Genomic DNA, 16414 nt, shown 5'->3' on the forward strand with positions numbered 1-16414 from the left:
TCAGGGGCGCCAGCAGCGTCGGACGTGGGCCGGGGTTACAGGTTGGGCGAGCCCGTCTCGGGACGCGGCCTCGCGGGACCTGGCTCCCCGGGGGCGGTGGGCGCCTCGAGTGTGTGCGGCGCACCGAGCGCGGGTCGTGCCGTGTACGGGGTCGACACCTGCGGTCTCTGGGTCGGCGTGGACGCCGAGTGCAGGTTCGCGGCGACCTCGTCCCGCAGGCTGGTGACCAGGTCATGGGCGGAGTGCAGTTCCTCGGCCTCGGCCAGGGACTCGTACGCCACGTAGAGGCCACCCGCGATCCGCCTACGTTCACGGGCGACTTCAAGGTCCTGGGCGACGTGCCTGGTGTGCAGGTGGTAGGTCACGATGCCGTGCACGATCCGGTACAGCGTGGTCAGGGGGCGCAACAGGCCCTGGACCGGTGAGATGGGTGGGGTGATCCACTGGAACCAGCCGGTGAGGCCGCCGTCGGCCAGCTCGTCTCGCTCCTGGGTCAGCAGCATGACGTCCTGGGCCAGGCCGTAGTCGTCGTCGAGCCCCGACGCGGTCAACCCGCCGAGGCCGTGCTTGACCGCGAACCGGTCCCGCTGCTCCTCCAGTTCGACCGTGCGCGCTTGCTGGGCCTGTGGGTTCTTCAACCATGCCGGGTCGTGCCCTCCCGCCCGGGCGGCGCGATCCAGTTCCCGTTCCCGGAAACTGACCGCCGCCATGGCGTGGTCGAGCTCGTCGACCAGCCGGTAGGCGTCGCGCGCGTAGTGCAGCGCCTCGACCGCGGCCTGGAGCACGTCGCGGACCTCGGGTGCCTGTAGTCGCAGCACCCGTGACGCTGCCGCCAGATCGATCGGTGTCCCGGTCGTTGATGCCGACAGCCAGACTCGGTCCCCTTGGAGGGAGACATCCACGACCGACTCTTCTGGGGCGCCGCGGCGGGCGATCCCGATCAGCGCGGTATCGGGGCCCGCTTCTGGCGCCCACAGCTCGATGTCGTCCCTGGTGACCAGGTCCCACCGGGCGTGGAAGGCGTTCAGTGCCTCTATGAACGGGGACCCGAGAGTACCGGCAGGCTTACTAGTGCGTGATGTGTCCATGCTCGCCAGGTGTCCGGATGCGCCCGGACGCGCTACAACTCAGCACACTGCGGTTCACAGGCGGGGCGGTCCCATATCTGGCCGGAGGGGACAACCCGGCCCAGGGGTGGCGGCCGGAAGCAGAGTTCTGGAGGTCAGGGGTGCTGGGCGACCGGTGTACGGCACCGACCGGCCAGGCCTCTCGACGGGCGTGGAAGCCTCCTCGACAGCGGCGACGACGGCGTCGGCCAGCCGGCGCTCCTCGATGCGGGCCGACTGTAGTGTCTCGGCGTTCGCCAGGCGCTCGTGTGCGTCCTGGAGCCCGTCGGCGATCCGTTGGCATTCCTGTAAGACGTTCAGGGCTTGGCTCACCTGTCGGAGGCGCGTGATGTGTGCCGCGACGTTCGCCACGGCGCGCTGCACCTCGGCCAGCATCCGGAAGATGCTGCCGCTGGGGCGCGGCGGTGTGCTGCCGGCCCAGAGCCACGTCTTGATCGGGGTCATCGACAGGGCAGCCCGCTCGGAGATCAAGTCGGAGATCCGCAAGGTCAGGACGCTCCTGGCCTCGAGCCCTGATGGAACCACTGCCGTGGGACCGTGCGCGGTCGTGAAGCGGTCCCGGACGACTTCCCATCGGGTGATGTCGGCGCGTTGCGCCGCAGGGTCTTTCAGCCGCGTGGCGTCCAGGCCCGCGGCGCGGGCCTCTAGGTCAAGGCTGCGCTCCAGGGCGTCAGCGTTGCTGCGGGCGCTGTACAGGTCGGTTGCCAAGCGTGCAACGGTCCACATGTGGCCCAGAGCGTCTGAAGCCGCCTCGAGCAGATCGCGCGTCTCGACGAGGGAGAGCCGCAGCGCGCGGGACGCAGCGTTCAGGTCCACAGCCCACTCGCTTTTGGATACCGACAACCGGATCCACGTGGTGCTCTCCTGGACAGACACGCGCACCACCTGGGCGCGCGACGCTCCGTCCCGGGCGATCCCGATTGAAGCCACATCCCTGCCTGCCTCAGGATCCCGCAGCTCGAAGTCGTCGCTCCCAGCGTAGAGCTGCCATCGGGCGTAGAAGGCGTTCAACGCTTCTTGGGCTGGCGACTCCAGCGCCCCGGCAACATCGGTCGGGCCAGGCTCGCGCGCAGCATTGTCCGCGTCGGCATCTGGGTGGGTCGGCTCGGCTTGATTCCCGGTCGGCTGGTTCGACATCGCGGTTGTCTCCAACGGGGTCAGGCGGTCAGGGTTTGGGCGAGGGCCAGTGACTGCTGTCCCCACAAGCGGCGGGTCTCGCACCCGGCCTGGATCGCGGCCTGCTCGACGGCAGCGACGTCGTGCTCGAGCCCGTCCAGATCGGCCGCGCTGACCGTGATCAGGCCCGTGGCGCGCAGGACGCCGTGCCCGGCGGCGAGCTCTGCTTCCTGGGTCAGGACGTCGTCGTACTCGGCGACCTGCGTGGCGTCCTCGATCTGGCCCACGCGAGCGCGTTGGGCAGCCTCGGTGATGTGCCCGGTCTTCTTGCGGCGCAGGTCGCGGGCCGCTGCGTCGGCGCGCAGGGGCTCGTACCGGAGGGTCATGGTGCGCTGCACGCCCGAGGTGAGCAGCAGCGGTGCGAGGAACCCGGGGTGGACTGCGCTCTGTGGCCACTGGGAGATCCACAGCACCGCATGCCAGGACGAGTCCGACCGCAACGCGCCCCACGACTCGGTCACTGCGATCGGACCGGCTGTGGCCAGGTCCCGGCCAGCGGTTCGGCGCCGCTCCAGGACCGGTGCGGCCGGCGGGTCGTAGGCGTTGCGTAGCCACACGGCCAGCTCGCCGGTACCGAGCGGGGCTGACGGTGTCAGATCCGCCGAGCGCAGCGCGGTGGTCAGCGTCTCGGCCTCCTGCCGCAGCACGGCAGCGGCTCCAGCCAGGCCGCCCCCTGCGGCCCGCACCGCACGGCCCGCCGCCTGCATGTCGAGCGCGAGGCTGATCGTGGTCTGGTGGCGTTCGGCCGTCGGCCCGGCCCGCTCGATCAGCTCCCCGTAGATCCGGGAGGCGAACTCGTTGTCCCCAGCCTGGTGAGCCTGCCACCACTCGACCAAGCCGGCCCCGGACCCGGGCAGGGTCCGCTGGGTGACCTGCACCGCCTTGATCCGCCCGGACCGGCACACCGTGGCCAGGACACGCCCCCAGCCGGCCACGCGGCGGGCCTGGTCGGCCGGGTCGAGGAGCTCGAACCCGGCCGAGGCCGCAGGGATCGCCACAGTCAGCGTGCTCGCGTGCGGGTCGTGGACCAGCGCCGCACCGGTGACCGGATCGACATACTGCCGCAAGGAGGCGGCCCGCCCAGGCAGCGCGAGCGTCCCGGCAGGACGCGGTCGGTCGACCCGCACCCGGAAAATGAGCTGCCCCGTCATCGACCGCCACGCCCACGCGACGGCGATCGGCAGCCAGTCGACCACGACCCGCCCGCCCACGGGCACGACGGCGACCACCATCCCGACCACCGCGAACGGCACGGCAAGGACGATCGTGGTGCCGCCGATGTAGAAGGCCACGATCAACGGCAGCACACCGGCCGTGATCGCTGCGAGCTGCGCCGCGGTCAGTCCGAGCAGCAGCGCGTGCTTAGGCAACCGGGAGAACTTCACCGCCCGCAGCGGGCTATCCGACGACGTGGCCGAGGCGGTCATCACTGCTGCCCCTTGCCGAGCACGGTCGGGACCTCACGCACCGGCGGCGCGGCCGGAGGCCCGGCCTTGGCAGGCGGACGAGGTCCGGCAGCACCACCTTGGGAACCTGCCGCGCCAGACGATGCCGCGGCGTCGGACTGCTGCCCGGCGCCACCCGCTACGGCCGCACCCGCCTTGGGCCCAGAGGTCGCGGCAGCCTTGGCCAGCTGTGCGCCGATCACCACCGGAGCAGCCACCCCGGCAGCGGCACCTGCGCCCGCGGCCCCCGCACCCGCAGCGGCCGACCCACCGGAGGCGCCCGCACCAGCCGAGACCACCTTCGGAGCAGCGGCCCCAGCAGCCGAACCACCCCCGCTCGAGCCACCCGACCCCGCACCCGAAGCGCCACCGCCCTGGCCGCTGCCTTGCCCGCCCGGCCGCCCGTCGGCGCCCAGCACCGTCGCGGCCTTGCGGCCGAAGAGCCCGCCCGCCGCAGCGCTTCCTGCGGTCATCGGCATGGGCCGGTTGAGCGCGGACTTGGCTTCCTGCTCCACCGACATCGCGTGGTACATGTCGATGCCCATGAACGAGATCGCCTTGTACGTCATGTAGGGCGCGAACCCGGCCACCAGCAGCAGAGTGACACCGGCAAGCTTCTCCGACCACGTCGCCAGGTCGGCCGCAACCGGCGTCCCGGTGAAGGACACGGCCAGAAGGAAAACGACGACCAGGACCAGCTTGGAAACGATCAGCGCGACCACGAACTGCGCCCACTTGGAGACCCATCCGCGGGTCGCGTCCCATGACGCGCCCGCCAGCGCCAGAGGCGCGAGCGCGATCGCAACTAGGAGCAGCGCCTTGCGTACCAACAGCGAGAACCACACGATCAGCACGGCCGCCGCAGACATGGCGGCGAGGAACAACGACAGCAGCGCCCCGGGCAGAGGCGCCAGGACCGAGCTCGCGGTGGCCGCGACACCGACCGTGGCCAGCTGCGCGCCCATCGCCTCCATCGTTGTGCCGGACGCGCGGACAATCCCGAGGCAGACCTGGTCGGTGATCTCCAGCAGCGTCGCCGTGAGCGTGACCACGACGAACGAACCCAGCACACTCTTGGCCAGCCCGAACACGGCACGGGCCAGCGCACCGGGCTCACGGCGCAGCATCCCGGTGATGAGCTGCAGAAGGAAGAAGCCCAGCATAAGGAACACCGCGACGCCGAACACGAGGTTGTAGACGCCCGTGAACTCGCCGCGGGTGACGTCCACAAGGGTCGTGGTGGCCATCAGGTTCCACAGCTGGACCAGAAGGAACGAGGCCAAGGCGCCCACGCCGTCGGCGAGGGTGTTGACCAGGTCGACGAAGACAGCGCCGATCTGAGTGGTGGCCTCTTCGGCGGCCTGCTGGCACACGCCGGCGGTGACTGGATTGGTGCACAGTCCCATCGGGCTCACCCTGCCGCGACGGCCTGGCCGACATCCCAGAAGAAGTTCACGGCGGTCACCGACGCGCCGCAGATGATCGCCGCCCCGAGCGCGACCAGCACACCGGTCTTACCGCGCCCTGCCAACTGGGGATTGGACGAGTTGGCGCCCAGCGCCCAAACGATCGCCGAGACGATCACGCCCAGCACCGCGCAGATCAGCCCCACGGTCATCAACGCGCCGACGATGGTCTTGAGCTGGTCGATACCAGGCAGGCCGTTGGTGTTCGGGTCGATCGAGATGCCACCGACCAGACCGGTGGCCACACCCGTGATGACACGGTGCAACATGGTTGACTCCCTCATCAGCAGTGACACGGCTGTCTGAGGGCAGGGGCACGAGAAACACCGCCAACCCGGCGCTACTGGAAGGCCGAGCCCGCGAAGCCGGCACGATCGCGCACCGGGGTGCGGCGCGGGGCAGCGCGACGGTGCCGGGCAGGTCTTGTCGGGGCGTTGCCTGGGAACACCCCGCACTCCACGTCCGGTCCTGACGAGGGCACCTGTGACCACGGATACTGGTGGGATGGAGATCGACCCGGTAGAGGATCCGGCCGAGCTGGCTGAGATCGCCAAGTGCGAAGAGCAGATTCCTCTCGCGGAGTTCGACCACGCCCAGGCGCTGCGGCGAGAGGGCGAGCCGCAGGCGTATGGATTCACCGTCGGGAGTGGCCCGCGGCCGGGCAAGGGGGAACGACTGCGTAACCTCGAGGCGAACAAGATGAACAAGGTGTCCGGTCAAGCCCAGCGAGTGCTGCTGATGCTCTGCAACCGGGCGCACTACGGCACTTTCGCCCACAGGCAGCCTTGCGAGGCGATCGTTGCCAAGTGGAACCATGTGGTCGGTGGTCGTCGGTCAGCGGATGGCCCTCGAGCGGTGTCCAAGGCGGAGTGGGATCAGCGCCGAAAAGCCTGGGGGGAAGCGGTCGAGCCCTGGTGCGGGTGGCTGGTCGATGCCGTGTCCGGCAAGAAGTACCGCGACTATCAGGACGGCGACGGCCATGTCACCGTGAGCTGTCCGAACTGCGGGCGCCAGGACATCCGGGTCGACCTCCGGCGCGTCCAGGAGGAACTCGTAGCAAGCACGGAGGCGAAGACCCTCAGGATCCTGATCTGACCTGAAGGGTTCCTGGTAAGGTCACCCGCAAGGTTCGCCTTCGGGCGCGCCCACGGGGTTTCGCAGCTTGACCGGTAAACACCAGGCTGCGTCAGGTGTAGTTGTCACTGCGGCTATGCGAACTTTCGCATGCCTGAGGTGAACAGTGACGACCCGTCCCGACCCCATACCCAAGAACTCTGGGCCGCACCAGCCATCCGACGCTTCGTCGTCGATGAAGCGGTTCCTGGTCATCGTGACCTGCCTGACGGCAGCCGCCGACCCCGTCGACCGCTGGTTGGACGTCCTCTACAAGGCCGCAGAGACCTTCGAACGCCTGAAGTCTTCCGGCCTGATCGACATGGTCACCGGCGGTTGAACGGCAGCCACGGTCGTAGGTGGTGCCGCCCTCGGTGCTACCGCCTGCGACCGTGGCGGTCACCGAGCCGGCGATCCGCGACTAGTTCGTGGACGCTTCGTCAGAAGCGGGAGCCGGTCTCCAGGAGCCAGTTCAGCCACGCGAGTGCCGCACCTGAGAGGGCGGCGCCCCCGAGCGCGACCAGGACACCGATGCGGGCCTTGGCCACGGTCTGCCAGCTGCCCATGCTGGCCGCGACGGCCCAGACGCAGGCTGAGACCATCAGCACCGCGACCGCGGTGACCAACGCCACGGGGAGTAGTGCACCGAGGACGTCGGGGAACGACGTGCCGGTTACCGCGGAGAAGTCCGGGGCAACCAGGTGGCTGGCCAGGTGTGCGCCCACGGGCGTGAGCGCGCCTGATCGCATGGCGGCTGTCATGACTGACCTCCTCCTGCCGGGCATGTCGCCGGGCGGGCCTCGGTCAGCGGCTCGGCAGCCTGGTCGACCAGCCATGGCTCAGGGTCGATCGCTGGCCTCGTGAACCCTCCGGGGTGGACCTCAAGGTGCAGGTGCGGTCCGGTCGAGTCGCCGGTGGAACCGACACCAGCGATCTGCTGCCCGGCACGGACCTGGTCGCCGTCGGTGACCAGGAAGGAGCCGTCCAGCAGATGGAAGTACGCGGTCGAGACGTCCTGGCCGTCGACGTGGTGGTCGAGGACGATCATGTTGCCCGCGCCGGTGTAGGGGCCGGCGAACGAGACGACGCCGTCGGCTACCGCGAGCACCGGTGTGCCCGGCGGGGCGGCGTAGTCGGTTCCCTCGTGCAGGCGGGTCGTCCGGAAGATCGGGTGGATCCGGTACCCGAACCCGCTGAGCCGCTTCCCGGCGCCGTCGGGCAACGGGAACACCACCCGCGCCGCGGCCGATGCCGGCGCGGCCGGTTCGTCCGTCGTGGAAGCGGGTGTGTCGGCGCCGGACCTGGTGATGGCCGCCAGGATCGCGCGGGCGACGGGCTCGTAGGCCGCGTACCGATCCGGGAAGGCGCTGACCTCGACAGCTTGGGCTGCCGCGCCCTTGGGTAGGTCCTGCCAGCCGGGTACATCGAGCAGGCCACGCGGCGACCCACTGTTCGGCCCGTCGGGGCCGCCGAAGAACGCACGGGCCTGGTACTGCGGGTCCATGAGCTCGGCGACGCTGCCCCACCCGGCGGCCGGGCGCATCTGGAACAGGCCCAAGCTGTCGTGGTCGCTCGCGTCGCCGTCGTGCGGGAACCGTGCCGAGGACGGGTAGGCGCCGGTGTTGGCCAGCATCCGCAACCGTGACTCGGTCAGTGCCGCCATCAATGCCACCAGCACCCCGTCCCGGCCGACGCCGTCGATCCGGGCGCCGACGTTGACGATCGTGGCCGCGTGGGCGAGCTGGACCCGGTCCAGATGGACAGTGACACCGTCGGCGGCGGTGGCGGTCAGGGCGTCGGGAACACCGACTGCGGTTGGGCCGCAGGCAGCGTGCGACGTCGCCGAGGTGACCACTGCTGTGCCGGCCGCGACCAGGACCGGGCCGGGCAGCAGCACCAGCACGGCCAGTAGCAGGAGGAGTTTGCGCATGGTTCACCCGTCCCGGTTCAGAGCAGCCGCTCGCGGTCCAGGACCGCGCCTGGAGCACCGAGACGCAGGACCGCGCAGTCGTTCTCGGTGCAGGCCACGAACACCGTCAGCACCAGGTCGGTGGAGGCGGTCTCCAGCTCCCCGGCGACATATCCGGCGCGATGGAGCGTGCCGGCGACCGTGACCGCCGTGGTGCCCGGCGGCAGGCCGTCGGTAGCGCCCCTGGTTTGGGCGTCGGTCCACTCCTCGGGCACGGCGGCGGTCTCGATGTCGAACCACTGGGCCGTCCGGTACTGGTGCAGCCGGTCCCACCAGGCGTCGTCGGGTACGTATGCCTCCACGTCAGTCACCAGGCCCGGTGTCTCGACGCCGGTCGGGTCCGCGACGGCGAGGATCTGCTCGACGATCGCGTCGCGGTCGCCGGTTGCGGTGTCCCAGGTGAACAGAAGGTCTGCGACGTGCCGAGCGAAGTCCGGCGCCGTGGGGGCCTGCGCGGACTCGTCAACGTGCGTGTCGGGAGTCGAGCTCGGGAGGACAGGTTCGGGGGCAGGGGCGCTGGGCGTCGTGGATGTCGGCTGGGCCCCAGATGGCCCTTCGGTGGTGGACAGGTGAAGTCCTGTCGCGATGCCGATCATCGCCAGCGCGAGTATCGCGCCGGCCAGCAGACGATGGGCGTCGATCCAGGCGCGGATCATGAGCGCACCCCGATCGGGATTACCGAGGCCAGTCCTGAGGCCGGCGCTGGTTCGGTCCGCGTGTCAGGCTGGTCCTTGGTCCGGTTCTCGGTGTCTTCCGGGTTGGAGGGCGTGGCCGGTAGCCCGGCCTCCTCGCGTGCCGCCTGCGCCTCGCGCAGGAATCCGGCCAGGTTCTGAGACAGGTCGCGCACCGTGTTCCAGTCCGTCTCCGACAGGACCGGGCCCAGGACGGCCGGATCGTGCTCGTCCAGAAGAACCGCGGCCCCGCGCCACGTCATGATCCAGGCCCGCAACGCCGCTCGAGAGACCCCCGGCGGGCCCGACGACGACTGAACCGGTGCCGGCCGTGAATGCTCCGGCGCAGCTGGCGACCGACCACCGGGCTCGCCGTCTGTGGCTGGCGCTTGTGCGGCCAATGCCGCCTGGACGCGTGCCCATTCAGGTTTGAGCGGGTGGCCCTCGTCGATGCGGGCGACGGCGTCGGCCGCCAGGGCTCGGACGTCCGCTGGCTGCTCGGGGTCCACGGCCAGGTCCATCAGCGTCCCGATCCGCTCGAGCGTGTGATAGCTCTTGCGGCCCGCGACGAGCTGCGCGGCCTGTTCGCGCGCGTCGCCTGAGTTGCCCGGTTCCTCCGGTCCCGGCTCGGAGCCGGAACCGCATTCGTCCGATTCGTCCAGGCCTTCGCTTCCGTCGCTGATTCCGGTGCTCGCGCTCTCGGGACCGTCGCTGTTGCTGGTGAACCAGTGCGCGGATTGCCTTCGTGCGGCTTCCTGCTGCAGGACGGTCTTCAGCTCCCGGAACAGCGTGGCCTGCTCGGACTTGGTGTATGCCTGCTGGAGAAAGTTCTCGTCGTGCTCCGCCAGAACCTGTGTTGCGTCCTCGGACAGGCCGGGGCGCCACCACGGGCGCGTGTGCGTCCAGCCGAGGCGACGCATCGCCTCCAGCCGCCGCCACCCGCACACCAGCACGAGCTCGGGCGTGAGCGTGATGGGCTGCAGCAGCCCGTGCTTGGCGATCGAAGCCATCAACGGTTCCAGGTCGCCGACGTCCTTGCGGTGCCGGACCCCGACCATGATCGCGTCCAGCGCTACCTCCAGCGCGCCTGGCTGCTCACCCATGACCTACCCCCACCGGGCGGGCAGCCTGCTTGCTCAGGGCAGTGACCAGGCCTGCGTCGGCCAGCAGATCCACCGGGCGCTCACCGAGGACGGCGCGCGCCAGTAGGCCCGGACGTCCGGGCTCGCCGAGCAGGACGCGGCACAACCGGACCCAGGTGCGGTGGTCCAGCCCGAGCAACTGCAAGGGGGTGACTTCGCGGCGCAGGTACTCGAAGGCGGTGGCCTGGCTGCCCGCGATGCGCAGCCGCTCGCACACGTAGTCCACGCCGACCCGGGCGACCTCCGGCGGCCAGCCCGTCGCGGTCAGCACCGTGCGGACCGTGATCAGTCCGACCCGCACATCCAGCGGTGTCATCTCGGCCCCTGCGGTCCCGGACCCCGTGGGCCCAGGCGGGTCGTCCTGGGGTGTTGAGGCGGCCCGCTCGACGGTGTCCGGGATGCTGGAGTCGGGGTCCAGATCGCAGAACCTGGCGATGTCGTGGTGGCAGGAGTGCATCAGCCGGCGCGCCTGGTCGGTGGAGCACAGCAGCCGGTGGGCACGGTCTTGTGCCTGCAGGGTGCGCTGCACCGCCGTGGTGACCACGGCCCACGGGTCGTCTGCGTCCAGGATCGACGGGACCGCCAGCACCTCGAATGCTGCGGTGACCGCGTCCTGCGGGCTCTGGCCGTTGCGGCGGGCCAGCGCGGCGTACTTGTCCTGGCAGTACGCCAGCAGTGCAGGCACGTCCGGGTGGGACCGCCACCCGTCTGAGCCGCCGCGGTAGACGGCAACCAGCAGCCGCCGCAGGCCTTGCGGATCAGCAAACCCCGGCCGGTCACCGCCCGGCTTCCTCATGCTCGGGATCGGCGCCGGCCTCGCGGGGCTGTGGTGCCGTGGAGCGGAGGCGCCCACGGCGCGGACCGGTGTGTCCGTGGTCTCGATGACGGTCATCAGAGCTCGACCCCCTCGGTGCTTGCGCCCGGCCGGCGGGCGGGCTCGGAGCTCGGGGCTAGGCGTCGTCGTGCCGCCTTGGCGGCGTTGATCGGAGCGTTGCGCACCGTGCGCAGCAGGTGCGCGTGCAGGTCCACGCCGCGCACCGCGAGCCGGGCGACCCGGGGGTCGGCGTACAGGTCGGCCAGCCGGGTCCAGTGCACGCGCCGGGATGTCTCGACCTCGTCGCGGGCGGCAGGGTTGGTGCGCTGGGACGGGTCGCCGTGCACCGCGAACGGGTTCGGCTCGGTCTGCTGCGGCGTGGTCTGCTGTGGTGAGGCCGGCTGCTTGGTGTCGTGCTGGACGTGGTGCTGGTACGGGGCGTGTTCCTGGTTGTATGGGGCGTTCATGAGATCACCGCCTGGGGAGGGTTCGGACGGCGTCGGCCGCCCGGCTCGAACGTGCTGGATTCGGGACCCGGGGTCGGGTGTGCGGCATGCGGGTGTGCATGTCGGTACGCGTTACGGATCGTGCGTTCGGCCTCCCTGGGCGACAGGCCGAGCTGGACCGCCGCGGCGCCGAGCGTGCTCAGCGCGACGTCGTAGTCGTGGTTCTCCTCGGCCAGGCGGCACGCAGCCCAGAACAGGCGCACATGGCGATAGCCGGGCTCGGACAGGAGGTAGCGGGCCAGCCGTTCGGCGGCCTCCTCGTCACCACTAGGGTTCGGGGCAAAGACGGGGCGAGGGCGTGGCGGTTGCAGGAAGTCGCGCAGTGCGACGCCGTCGACCGGGGACACCGGACCCGAGGCGACCGCGGCGAGCCGGTAGGTGCCCGACGTGCCGTCGTCGTACTCGACGTAGGACGGCGGCACGACGATGTAACCGCCGTCGGACCGGAAGTCGACGTGCGCCTTGGACAGAGCCCACGAACGCTGCTCGATGCCTGGGTTGGGAAAGAACGCGTGCAGGCCGGCGTGCGGAGTGTGGACGGCGAACGCCCAGCCACCGGCGAGACCGTGCTGGAGTGCCCCGTCGAACGCGGCCTGCCCGGACCCGGTCTCGTGGGTGTCGACGTCCACGACGTCAAACCCGGAGACCCGACCGGTCGGGATCGCGACGTTCGCGTCCGGCCACTGGCGCCACATCCACGCCACCGTCCCGGGATCAGTCGTGGCGTCCTGGAACCCGCGCCTGGTCCGTGGATACTTCGCCCGCGGGGCACACGGGAAGACCGGGACACCCGCCCGCGCCAGCGCATGCGCCGCGTCCGCGGTCGACGGCGCACGGAACGCCGCGACCACGGCGCGGATGCGCGGGTCGAGATCTGCGGGCTGCGGTGTGTCCATGCCAGCCACGCTGACACCCGAGAATCGCGTCAATCGCGGCCAGAAAGAATCGCGCCCAGCGCTGCCGCGATTAGAAACCGCAGGTCAGAATCGCGGTCGAGCAATCAAGCCTGATGTCGTCTGGTGAGCGCTATTCACAGACTCCCGGCAGCAACAAGGAGCGACACGAGGTAGGCGGTTGCAGCGACGGGGCCGTCCAGTGGCTTGGCCGGACCATGGATTGGATCGGCTGGCGTCTCGATCTCGAAGGGGGCGTGCTTCATCCGTGCGGCGGCGTAGGAGTTCTCCAGTATCAGGACGTCGTGAGGGCGACCTCGCACAACGAACTGTGCGGTCCACTGCTCGTCGTCATCATCAGGAAAGTCGAGCAACACGTCGAGGCCATCGGGGAGCCGATCACCGAGCTCATCTGGTCGCTCGCCGTTGAAGAGATCGATCCAGGGGACTCGATCGAGCCCCGGGGCGCGGCCCAGGGCTTCAGCGAGCGATGCCTTGGCTTCGTCGACGGTGTAGAAGCGAGACGCAGTGGGTTCCAATTGGGCTGGTCCCGCTGCTCGCAGACCACTGATCTGGTGTCCATCGAAATGCGCAGTGACGGGCACCCTCATTGCGACGTCGCGAAAGTTCCACGGTGTGCCTTCGTTGTGACCCCCCTCCCAGAGGAGAGCCGAGAGGGTGCCGACCAGTTGGAGAGTCCCTGTGACGAGACTGGCGTCGACTGCGCTGTCTCGGCCCTCGACACGCACATCCTCGACTGCGGCCAGACCGGTGATCTCTCGGACAGAGGCACCTGTGGTGCGCCAAGAGTCCGGAAGTACGGTGCGGACCGACTCCTCATCGACGATGCTGACAAGGTCGGTGAGCTTGTCCGTCAACGCTTTTACGGGCGCCGGGAGGTCTCTGCAGACGTGCCGGGCGAGCGCCCTTGCAACGGTGGTGGGGTCGGTCTGGACCAGCTGCCGGATCTCGACCACCGCCTGGTTCCGATTCGTGAACCTTCGTGGCTGCTCGATACCGAGGTGCACGCATGCCCTATCGATGTCACCGTCTCCGCTGAGGAACGCCAGCCTGGTCGGGTCCCCACCAACGTGCTCGAGCGCCGAGTGCACCCAGGCCATATCCGCTGCGCCCGTCTTCGTCCCGCTCTTCCTGCGCCCCGAACCCTGTTGCAGAATCTGTGCCTTCAGGCCGACCAGCGCTGCGCTCGGCGCGGTGGGAAGGATCCGAACGTTTGCGAGAGCAGCCAGCCGTTCGGTGAGGTGTTCGAGGATCCGGTCGACTGCGACGGACTCCCCATGGAGACCGTTCGGCACATCGGGGAAGTGCCCGGGGATCTGCGCACCCCGCAGAACTCGATGCATCGATGCCTGCTGGGTGTAGAAGGCATCGAGATCCTCATGCGCATGCTGAGCCCACTCCCAGAGGACGACCTCGGGGACCAACACAACTACGCCTGCGGTGGCAAGGTCGGATGCCAGACCCTCGACCTGCTCAAGTCGAATTTTGCCGCTGCCGAACGCGTTGGTGTCCAGCACGATGTAACGCAAGCGTCCAACCGCGGAACGCTCCTCATGGGCCGTCATGCGCAGACTGTGCCACCGCGCGGTGACGAGCGAAAGGATCTCCAAGGGTGAGGCTCGGATCGACGGGTGAAGTGTCACCGATTTGCCGCATCGCAGCTCAGCTCTCGCTACCGTTGCTGAGGTGCTTCTTGAGGACGACACCCTGTATCCCTGGCGGACCTGCGGCCAGCCCAAGTTTGACGAAGCTGTCGAGATGCTCTTGGTTGCGAGGCACCAGGCCGACCCTTCACAGGGGGAAGTGACTGCGATCGACGGGCGTGGTGGGGACGGCGGGATCGACGTCGATGTGGTCCGTCCTGACGAGACCGTCAGTGTTATCTACCAGCTGAAGTACTTCCCGGAAGGCTTCTCAGGTGGTCACGCGAAGGTTCGGCGCGCCCAGATCAGGAAGTCCTTCACCGCGGCTATGGCGCACAACCCGGAGCGATGGGTTCTCGTACTTCCGCGCAACCCGACGACGAAGGAGCGGAAGTGGGTGCGCAGCCTGATCGGAAAACGAAAGCTCCAGGTCGCGTTCATCGGGTCGACTCAGCTGAACATCCTCCTGTCGAAGTTTCCGCAGATCCACAAGGTGCTCACGGTCGGGCCGCTCAAGGAGGCTCTCCGATACACGGGGGCGGAGGGGCTGGTCCTGGATACGCCAGCTGCAATCGACGAGGCGGCTATGAGTCTCGGCGAGCGCGCAAACATGCACAGTGCCTTCTGGAGCACGACCATCACAACTGGCCCCGACGGAGTGGTGGGCAAACAGTTCACGCCGCTGCGTCCTGACGCCTACGAGAAGGAGCCGGTCGGACTAGCGCCGACTCTGCGCGACACGCCAGAAGGGCATGAGGCACGAGCCGCCTTGAGCCAACTTCGCAGCTATGGAGGACCGGGCATCGAGATCGGCCCCGACGCTCTCGAAGCGGTCAAGATCACTGGCCCGGAGATTGTCGCCGCTCACTTCGCCGGTGACGTGACAGTCACGCTCGGCCCCAGCAACTTGAGCAAGCATGTCCCCTGCGAGCTGCGGATTCTGGCGGAGACGGGCGCCACGGTGCACAGCTTCCGCGGAACGTCCCTAGTCAGCCGCGGCGAGCAAGGCTGGCGTCTAGTCATGGAGCTGGACTGTGGGGTGACCTTCACACTCACGACTCAGCACGACTCGTCGCAAACGACGGCCAACGTGAACTACCCCGCCGCGACGGGCAGGGATGTACGGCACGTCGCCGAAGCATTGGCCCTTATGGACCTGCCCGCACGGCAGGACAAGTGGGCCATGGCAATCTGGTCAGCCGGCAAGAAGCTGTTCACGTGGAACGACCCCGTCGAGGAAGCATCAACGACTGGTTCGGACCCATACACCTGTCAATTGGTCGACGACCTCGTCACGATTGCCACGCGCTACAACGTCGCCCTCTCAATGCCCGACGAGCTGACGTGGACGCAGCGCGCCGAGATCCGCAAGTGTCGACTAGTTCTGGACGGCCACATCATCGAAGAGCCTGACTTCGGGCAACTGCATGTCACCCTGAGCGGCAAGACAAGCCCAGAGTTCGAGGAGCAGCTCCTGCAAGATCAGATGACCATCGAATCCGAGACAGAGGTCCACTACCTCGTCCTTGATCACGTACTTCCCGTACGCGCAGTGCTCTTTCACCCTCGTGCGCACGCCCTGGACGGTCAGCGGGCAGTAGATGTCCTCCGATCCGGTTCGGGAGCTGGACACAAGCTCACATTCGCTGGCTTCGATGGATCACCATTCAGGGTCTACTCTGCAGAGATTTCCCGCCGAGACCCGAACGCACCACTCACGACGACTCCGCTCGAACTTGCTGCTCCGGACGACGGTGAGACACGCGAGGTCGTCTGAACTGCGTCATGTCCGTTCGAGAGCGACTGTGGCCTGGGCAGCATCCGGTGCTGGGCCGCGACGGGCGGACGCTACGCATTGCAGTCCACGATCCGTCCCCATTTGACGAAATTCCGTCGCAATACGCCCGTGAGCGTACTAATGCCAGCCGAATGTCGTGGAGGTGCTATTCAAGCGCTCGAGCTGAGCCGTGGCGGCATCGCGGACACCCTCGTCCGGGTCGACCGCGAGAATCTGCAGTGACGCACTGGTGACGTTGGGGAACGTAGCTATGCGTAGGCGGATGATGGCGTCGTGGTGCGTGGTGTACCGAGATGCGATGCCCTCGCTACATGCCGGGTGGTCCAGGATTGCGTTGACGAGATCAATGTCGGCGTCGCGCTCGCGGTTGCTTGGCGCGATCGTCGCGAGCATCTCTCCAGTCAGGGTGGGATCGCCGGCTAGGTCGAGCAGCTCTGCTGGCACGCCCCGCCCGGCGGCCGCTGCGCACTGCTGATACTTCGCGATCTGTGACGCCCTCTTCGTGGTGCGCATAGGGACGACTGTCGAACACTAGTTCTATTCCTGTCAAGGGTGCAGCCCGGCGAACGCCACCTCGCGGGCCGGAAGTGGCAGGCAAGGCGCGAGTCGGTGCTAGAGCTCCGGCTCGGG

The 16414-nt window shown here is 68.7% G+C and carries 17 protein-coding genes; 3 read left to right on the plus strand and 14 right to left on the minus strand.

Going from position 1 to position 16414, the window contains the following annotated elements; genetic code table 11:
- Window positions 1-35 precede the first annotated feature (35 nt).
- Genes ACFT2C_RS05135 through ACFT2C_RS05155 form a run of 5 tightly spaced genes read right to left on the minus strand, consistent with a single transcriptional unit; the run spans window position 36 to window position 5483 of the window.
- The gene (locus tag ACFT2C_RS05135; RefSeq protein ID WP_377205933.1) at window positions 36-1088 is read right to left on the minus strand and encodes a hypothetical protein; all 1053 of its coding nucleotides are present in this window, start codon (window positions 1086-1088) and stop codon (window positions 36-38) included.
- 54 nt (window positions 1089-1142) lie between these two features.
- Window positions 1143-2264 (minus strand): hypothetical protein, encoded by a 1122-nt coding sequence (locus ACFT2C_RS05140; RefSeq protein ID WP_377205934.1) that lies wholly within the window; start codon window positions 2262-2264, stop codon window positions 1143-1145.
- A 20-nt stretch (window positions 2265-2284) separates the two neighbouring features.
- On the minus strand, window positions 2285-3730 hold the full coding sequence (locus tag ACFT2C_RS05145) for an SCO6880 family protein (RefSeq protein WP_377205935.1): 1446 nt from the start codon (window positions 3728-3730) through the stop codon (window positions 2285-2287).
- Window positions 3730-5154: a conjugal transfer protein TrbL gene (locus ACFT2C_RS05150; RefSeq protein ID WP_377205936.1), complete on the minus strand. Its 1425-nt coding sequence runs from the start codon at window positions 5152-5154 to the stop codon at window positions 3730-3732. The genes ACFT2C_RS05145 and ACFT2C_RS05150 overlap by 1 nt, the downstream gene beginning before the upstream one ends.
- Window positions 5155-5159: 5 nt before the next feature.
- On the minus strand, window positions 5160-5483 hold the full coding sequence (locus ACFT2C_RS05155) for a DUF6112 family protein (RefSeq protein WP_377206074.1): 324 nt from the start codon (window positions 5481-5483) through the stop codon (window positions 5160-5162).
- 235 nt (window positions 5484-5718) lie between these two features.
- Between ACFT2C_RS05155 and ACFT2C_RS05160 the strand changes: the two genes are divergently transcribed.
- Complete coding sequence (locus ACFT2C_RS05160; protein WP_377205937.1) at window positions 5719-6309, plus strand: hypothetical protein; 591 nt, start codon at window positions 5719-5721, stop codon at window positions 6307-6309.
- A 145-nt stretch (window positions 6310-6454) separates the two neighbouring features.
- The gene (locus ACFT2C_RS05165) at window positions 6455-6667 is read left to right on the plus strand and encodes a hypothetical protein (protein ID WP_377205938.1); all 213 of its coding nucleotides are present in this window, start codon (window positions 6455-6457) and stop codon (window positions 6665-6667) included.
- Window positions 6668-6767: 100 nt separating this feature from the next.
- On the opposite strand, the gene ACFT2C_RS05170 is transcribed toward ACFT2C_RS05165, so the two are convergent.
- The 8 genes from ACFT2C_RS05170 to ACFT2C_RS05205 all read right to left on the minus strand — a co-directional run bounded on the left by ACFT2C_RS05170 (window position 6768) and on the right by ACFT2C_RS05205 (window position 13908).
- The gene (locus ACFT2C_RS05170; protein ID WP_377205939.1) at window positions 6768-7088 is read right to left on the minus strand and encodes a DUF6112 family protein; all 321 of its coding nucleotides are present in this window, start codon (window positions 7086-7088) and stop codon (window positions 6768-6770) included.
- Window positions 7085-8257: a M23 family metallopeptidase gene (locus ACFT2C_RS05175; RefSeq protein WP_377205940.1), complete on the minus strand. Its 1173-nt coding sequence runs from the start codon at window positions 8255-8257 to the stop codon at window positions 7085-7087. The genes ACFT2C_RS05170 and ACFT2C_RS05175 overlap by 4 nt, the downstream gene beginning before the upstream one ends.
- A 17-nt stretch (window positions 8258-8274) precedes the next feature.
- A complete protein-coding gene (locus ACFT2C_RS05180) occupies window positions 8275-8952 on the minus strand; it encodes a hypothetical protein (protein WP_377205941.1) in 678 nt (225 codons plus the stop codon).
- On the minus strand, window positions 8949-10025 hold the full coding sequence (locus ACFT2C_RS05185) for a ParB/RepB/Spo0J family partition protein (RefSeq protein WP_377205942.1): 1077 nt from the start codon (window positions 10023-10025) through the stop codon (window positions 8949-8951). The genes ACFT2C_RS05180 and ACFT2C_RS05185 overlap by 4 nt, the downstream gene beginning before the upstream one ends.
- Before the next feature lie 37 nt (window positions 10026-10062).
- The gene (locus tag ACFT2C_RS05190) at window positions 10063-11001 is read right to left on the minus strand and encodes a hypothetical protein (protein ID WP_377205943.1); all 939 of its coding nucleotides are present in this window, start codon (window positions 10999-11001) and stop codon (window positions 10063-10065) included.
- A complete protein-coding gene (locus ACFT2C_RS05195; RefSeq protein WP_377205944.1) occupies window positions 11001-11390 on the minus strand; it encodes a hypothetical protein in 390 nt (129 codons plus the stop codon). Before ACFT2C_RS05195 ends, ACFT2C_RS05190 begins: the two co-directional genes overlap by 1 nt.
- The gene (locus tag ACFT2C_RS05200) at window positions 11387-12325 is read right to left on the minus strand and encodes a bifunctional DNA primase/polymerase (RefSeq protein ID WP_377205945.1); all 939 of its coding nucleotides are present in this window, start codon (window positions 12323-12325) and stop codon (window positions 11387-11389) included. Before ACFT2C_RS05200 ends, ACFT2C_RS05195 begins: the two co-directional genes overlap by 4 nt.
- A 134-nt stretch (window positions 12326-12459) precedes the next feature.
- A complete protein-coding gene (locus ACFT2C_RS05205) occupies window positions 12460-13908 on the minus strand; it encodes a hypothetical protein (protein ID WP_377205946.1) in 1449 nt (482 codons plus the stop codon).
- Between the two features lie 121 nt (window positions 13909-14029).
- Here ACFT2C_RS05205 and ACFT2C_RS05210 point away from each other — a divergent pair, with 121 nt between their 5' ends.
- Window positions 14030-15763, plus strand: a complete 1734-nt coding sequence (locus ACFT2C_RS05210) for a hypothetical protein (protein ID WP_377205947.1) — start codon at window positions 14030-14032, stop codon at window positions 15761-15763.
- A 138-nt stretch (window positions 15764-15901) separates the two neighbouring features.
- Here ACFT2C_RS05210 and ACFT2C_RS05215 read toward each other — a convergent pair whose 3' ends face one another.
- Entirely contained in the window at window positions 15902-16297 is a 396-nt protein-coding gene (locus tag ACFT2C_RS05215) for a hypothetical protein (RefSeq protein WP_377205948.1), read from the minus strand.
- Window positions 16298-16414 lie beyond the last annotated feature (117 nt).

Origin of the sequence: Promicromonospora sp. NPDC057138 (genome assembly GCF_042670845.1) — a bacterium.
Lineage (GTDB): Bacteria > Actinomycetota > Actinomycetes > Actinomycetales > Cellulomonadaceae > Promicromonospora.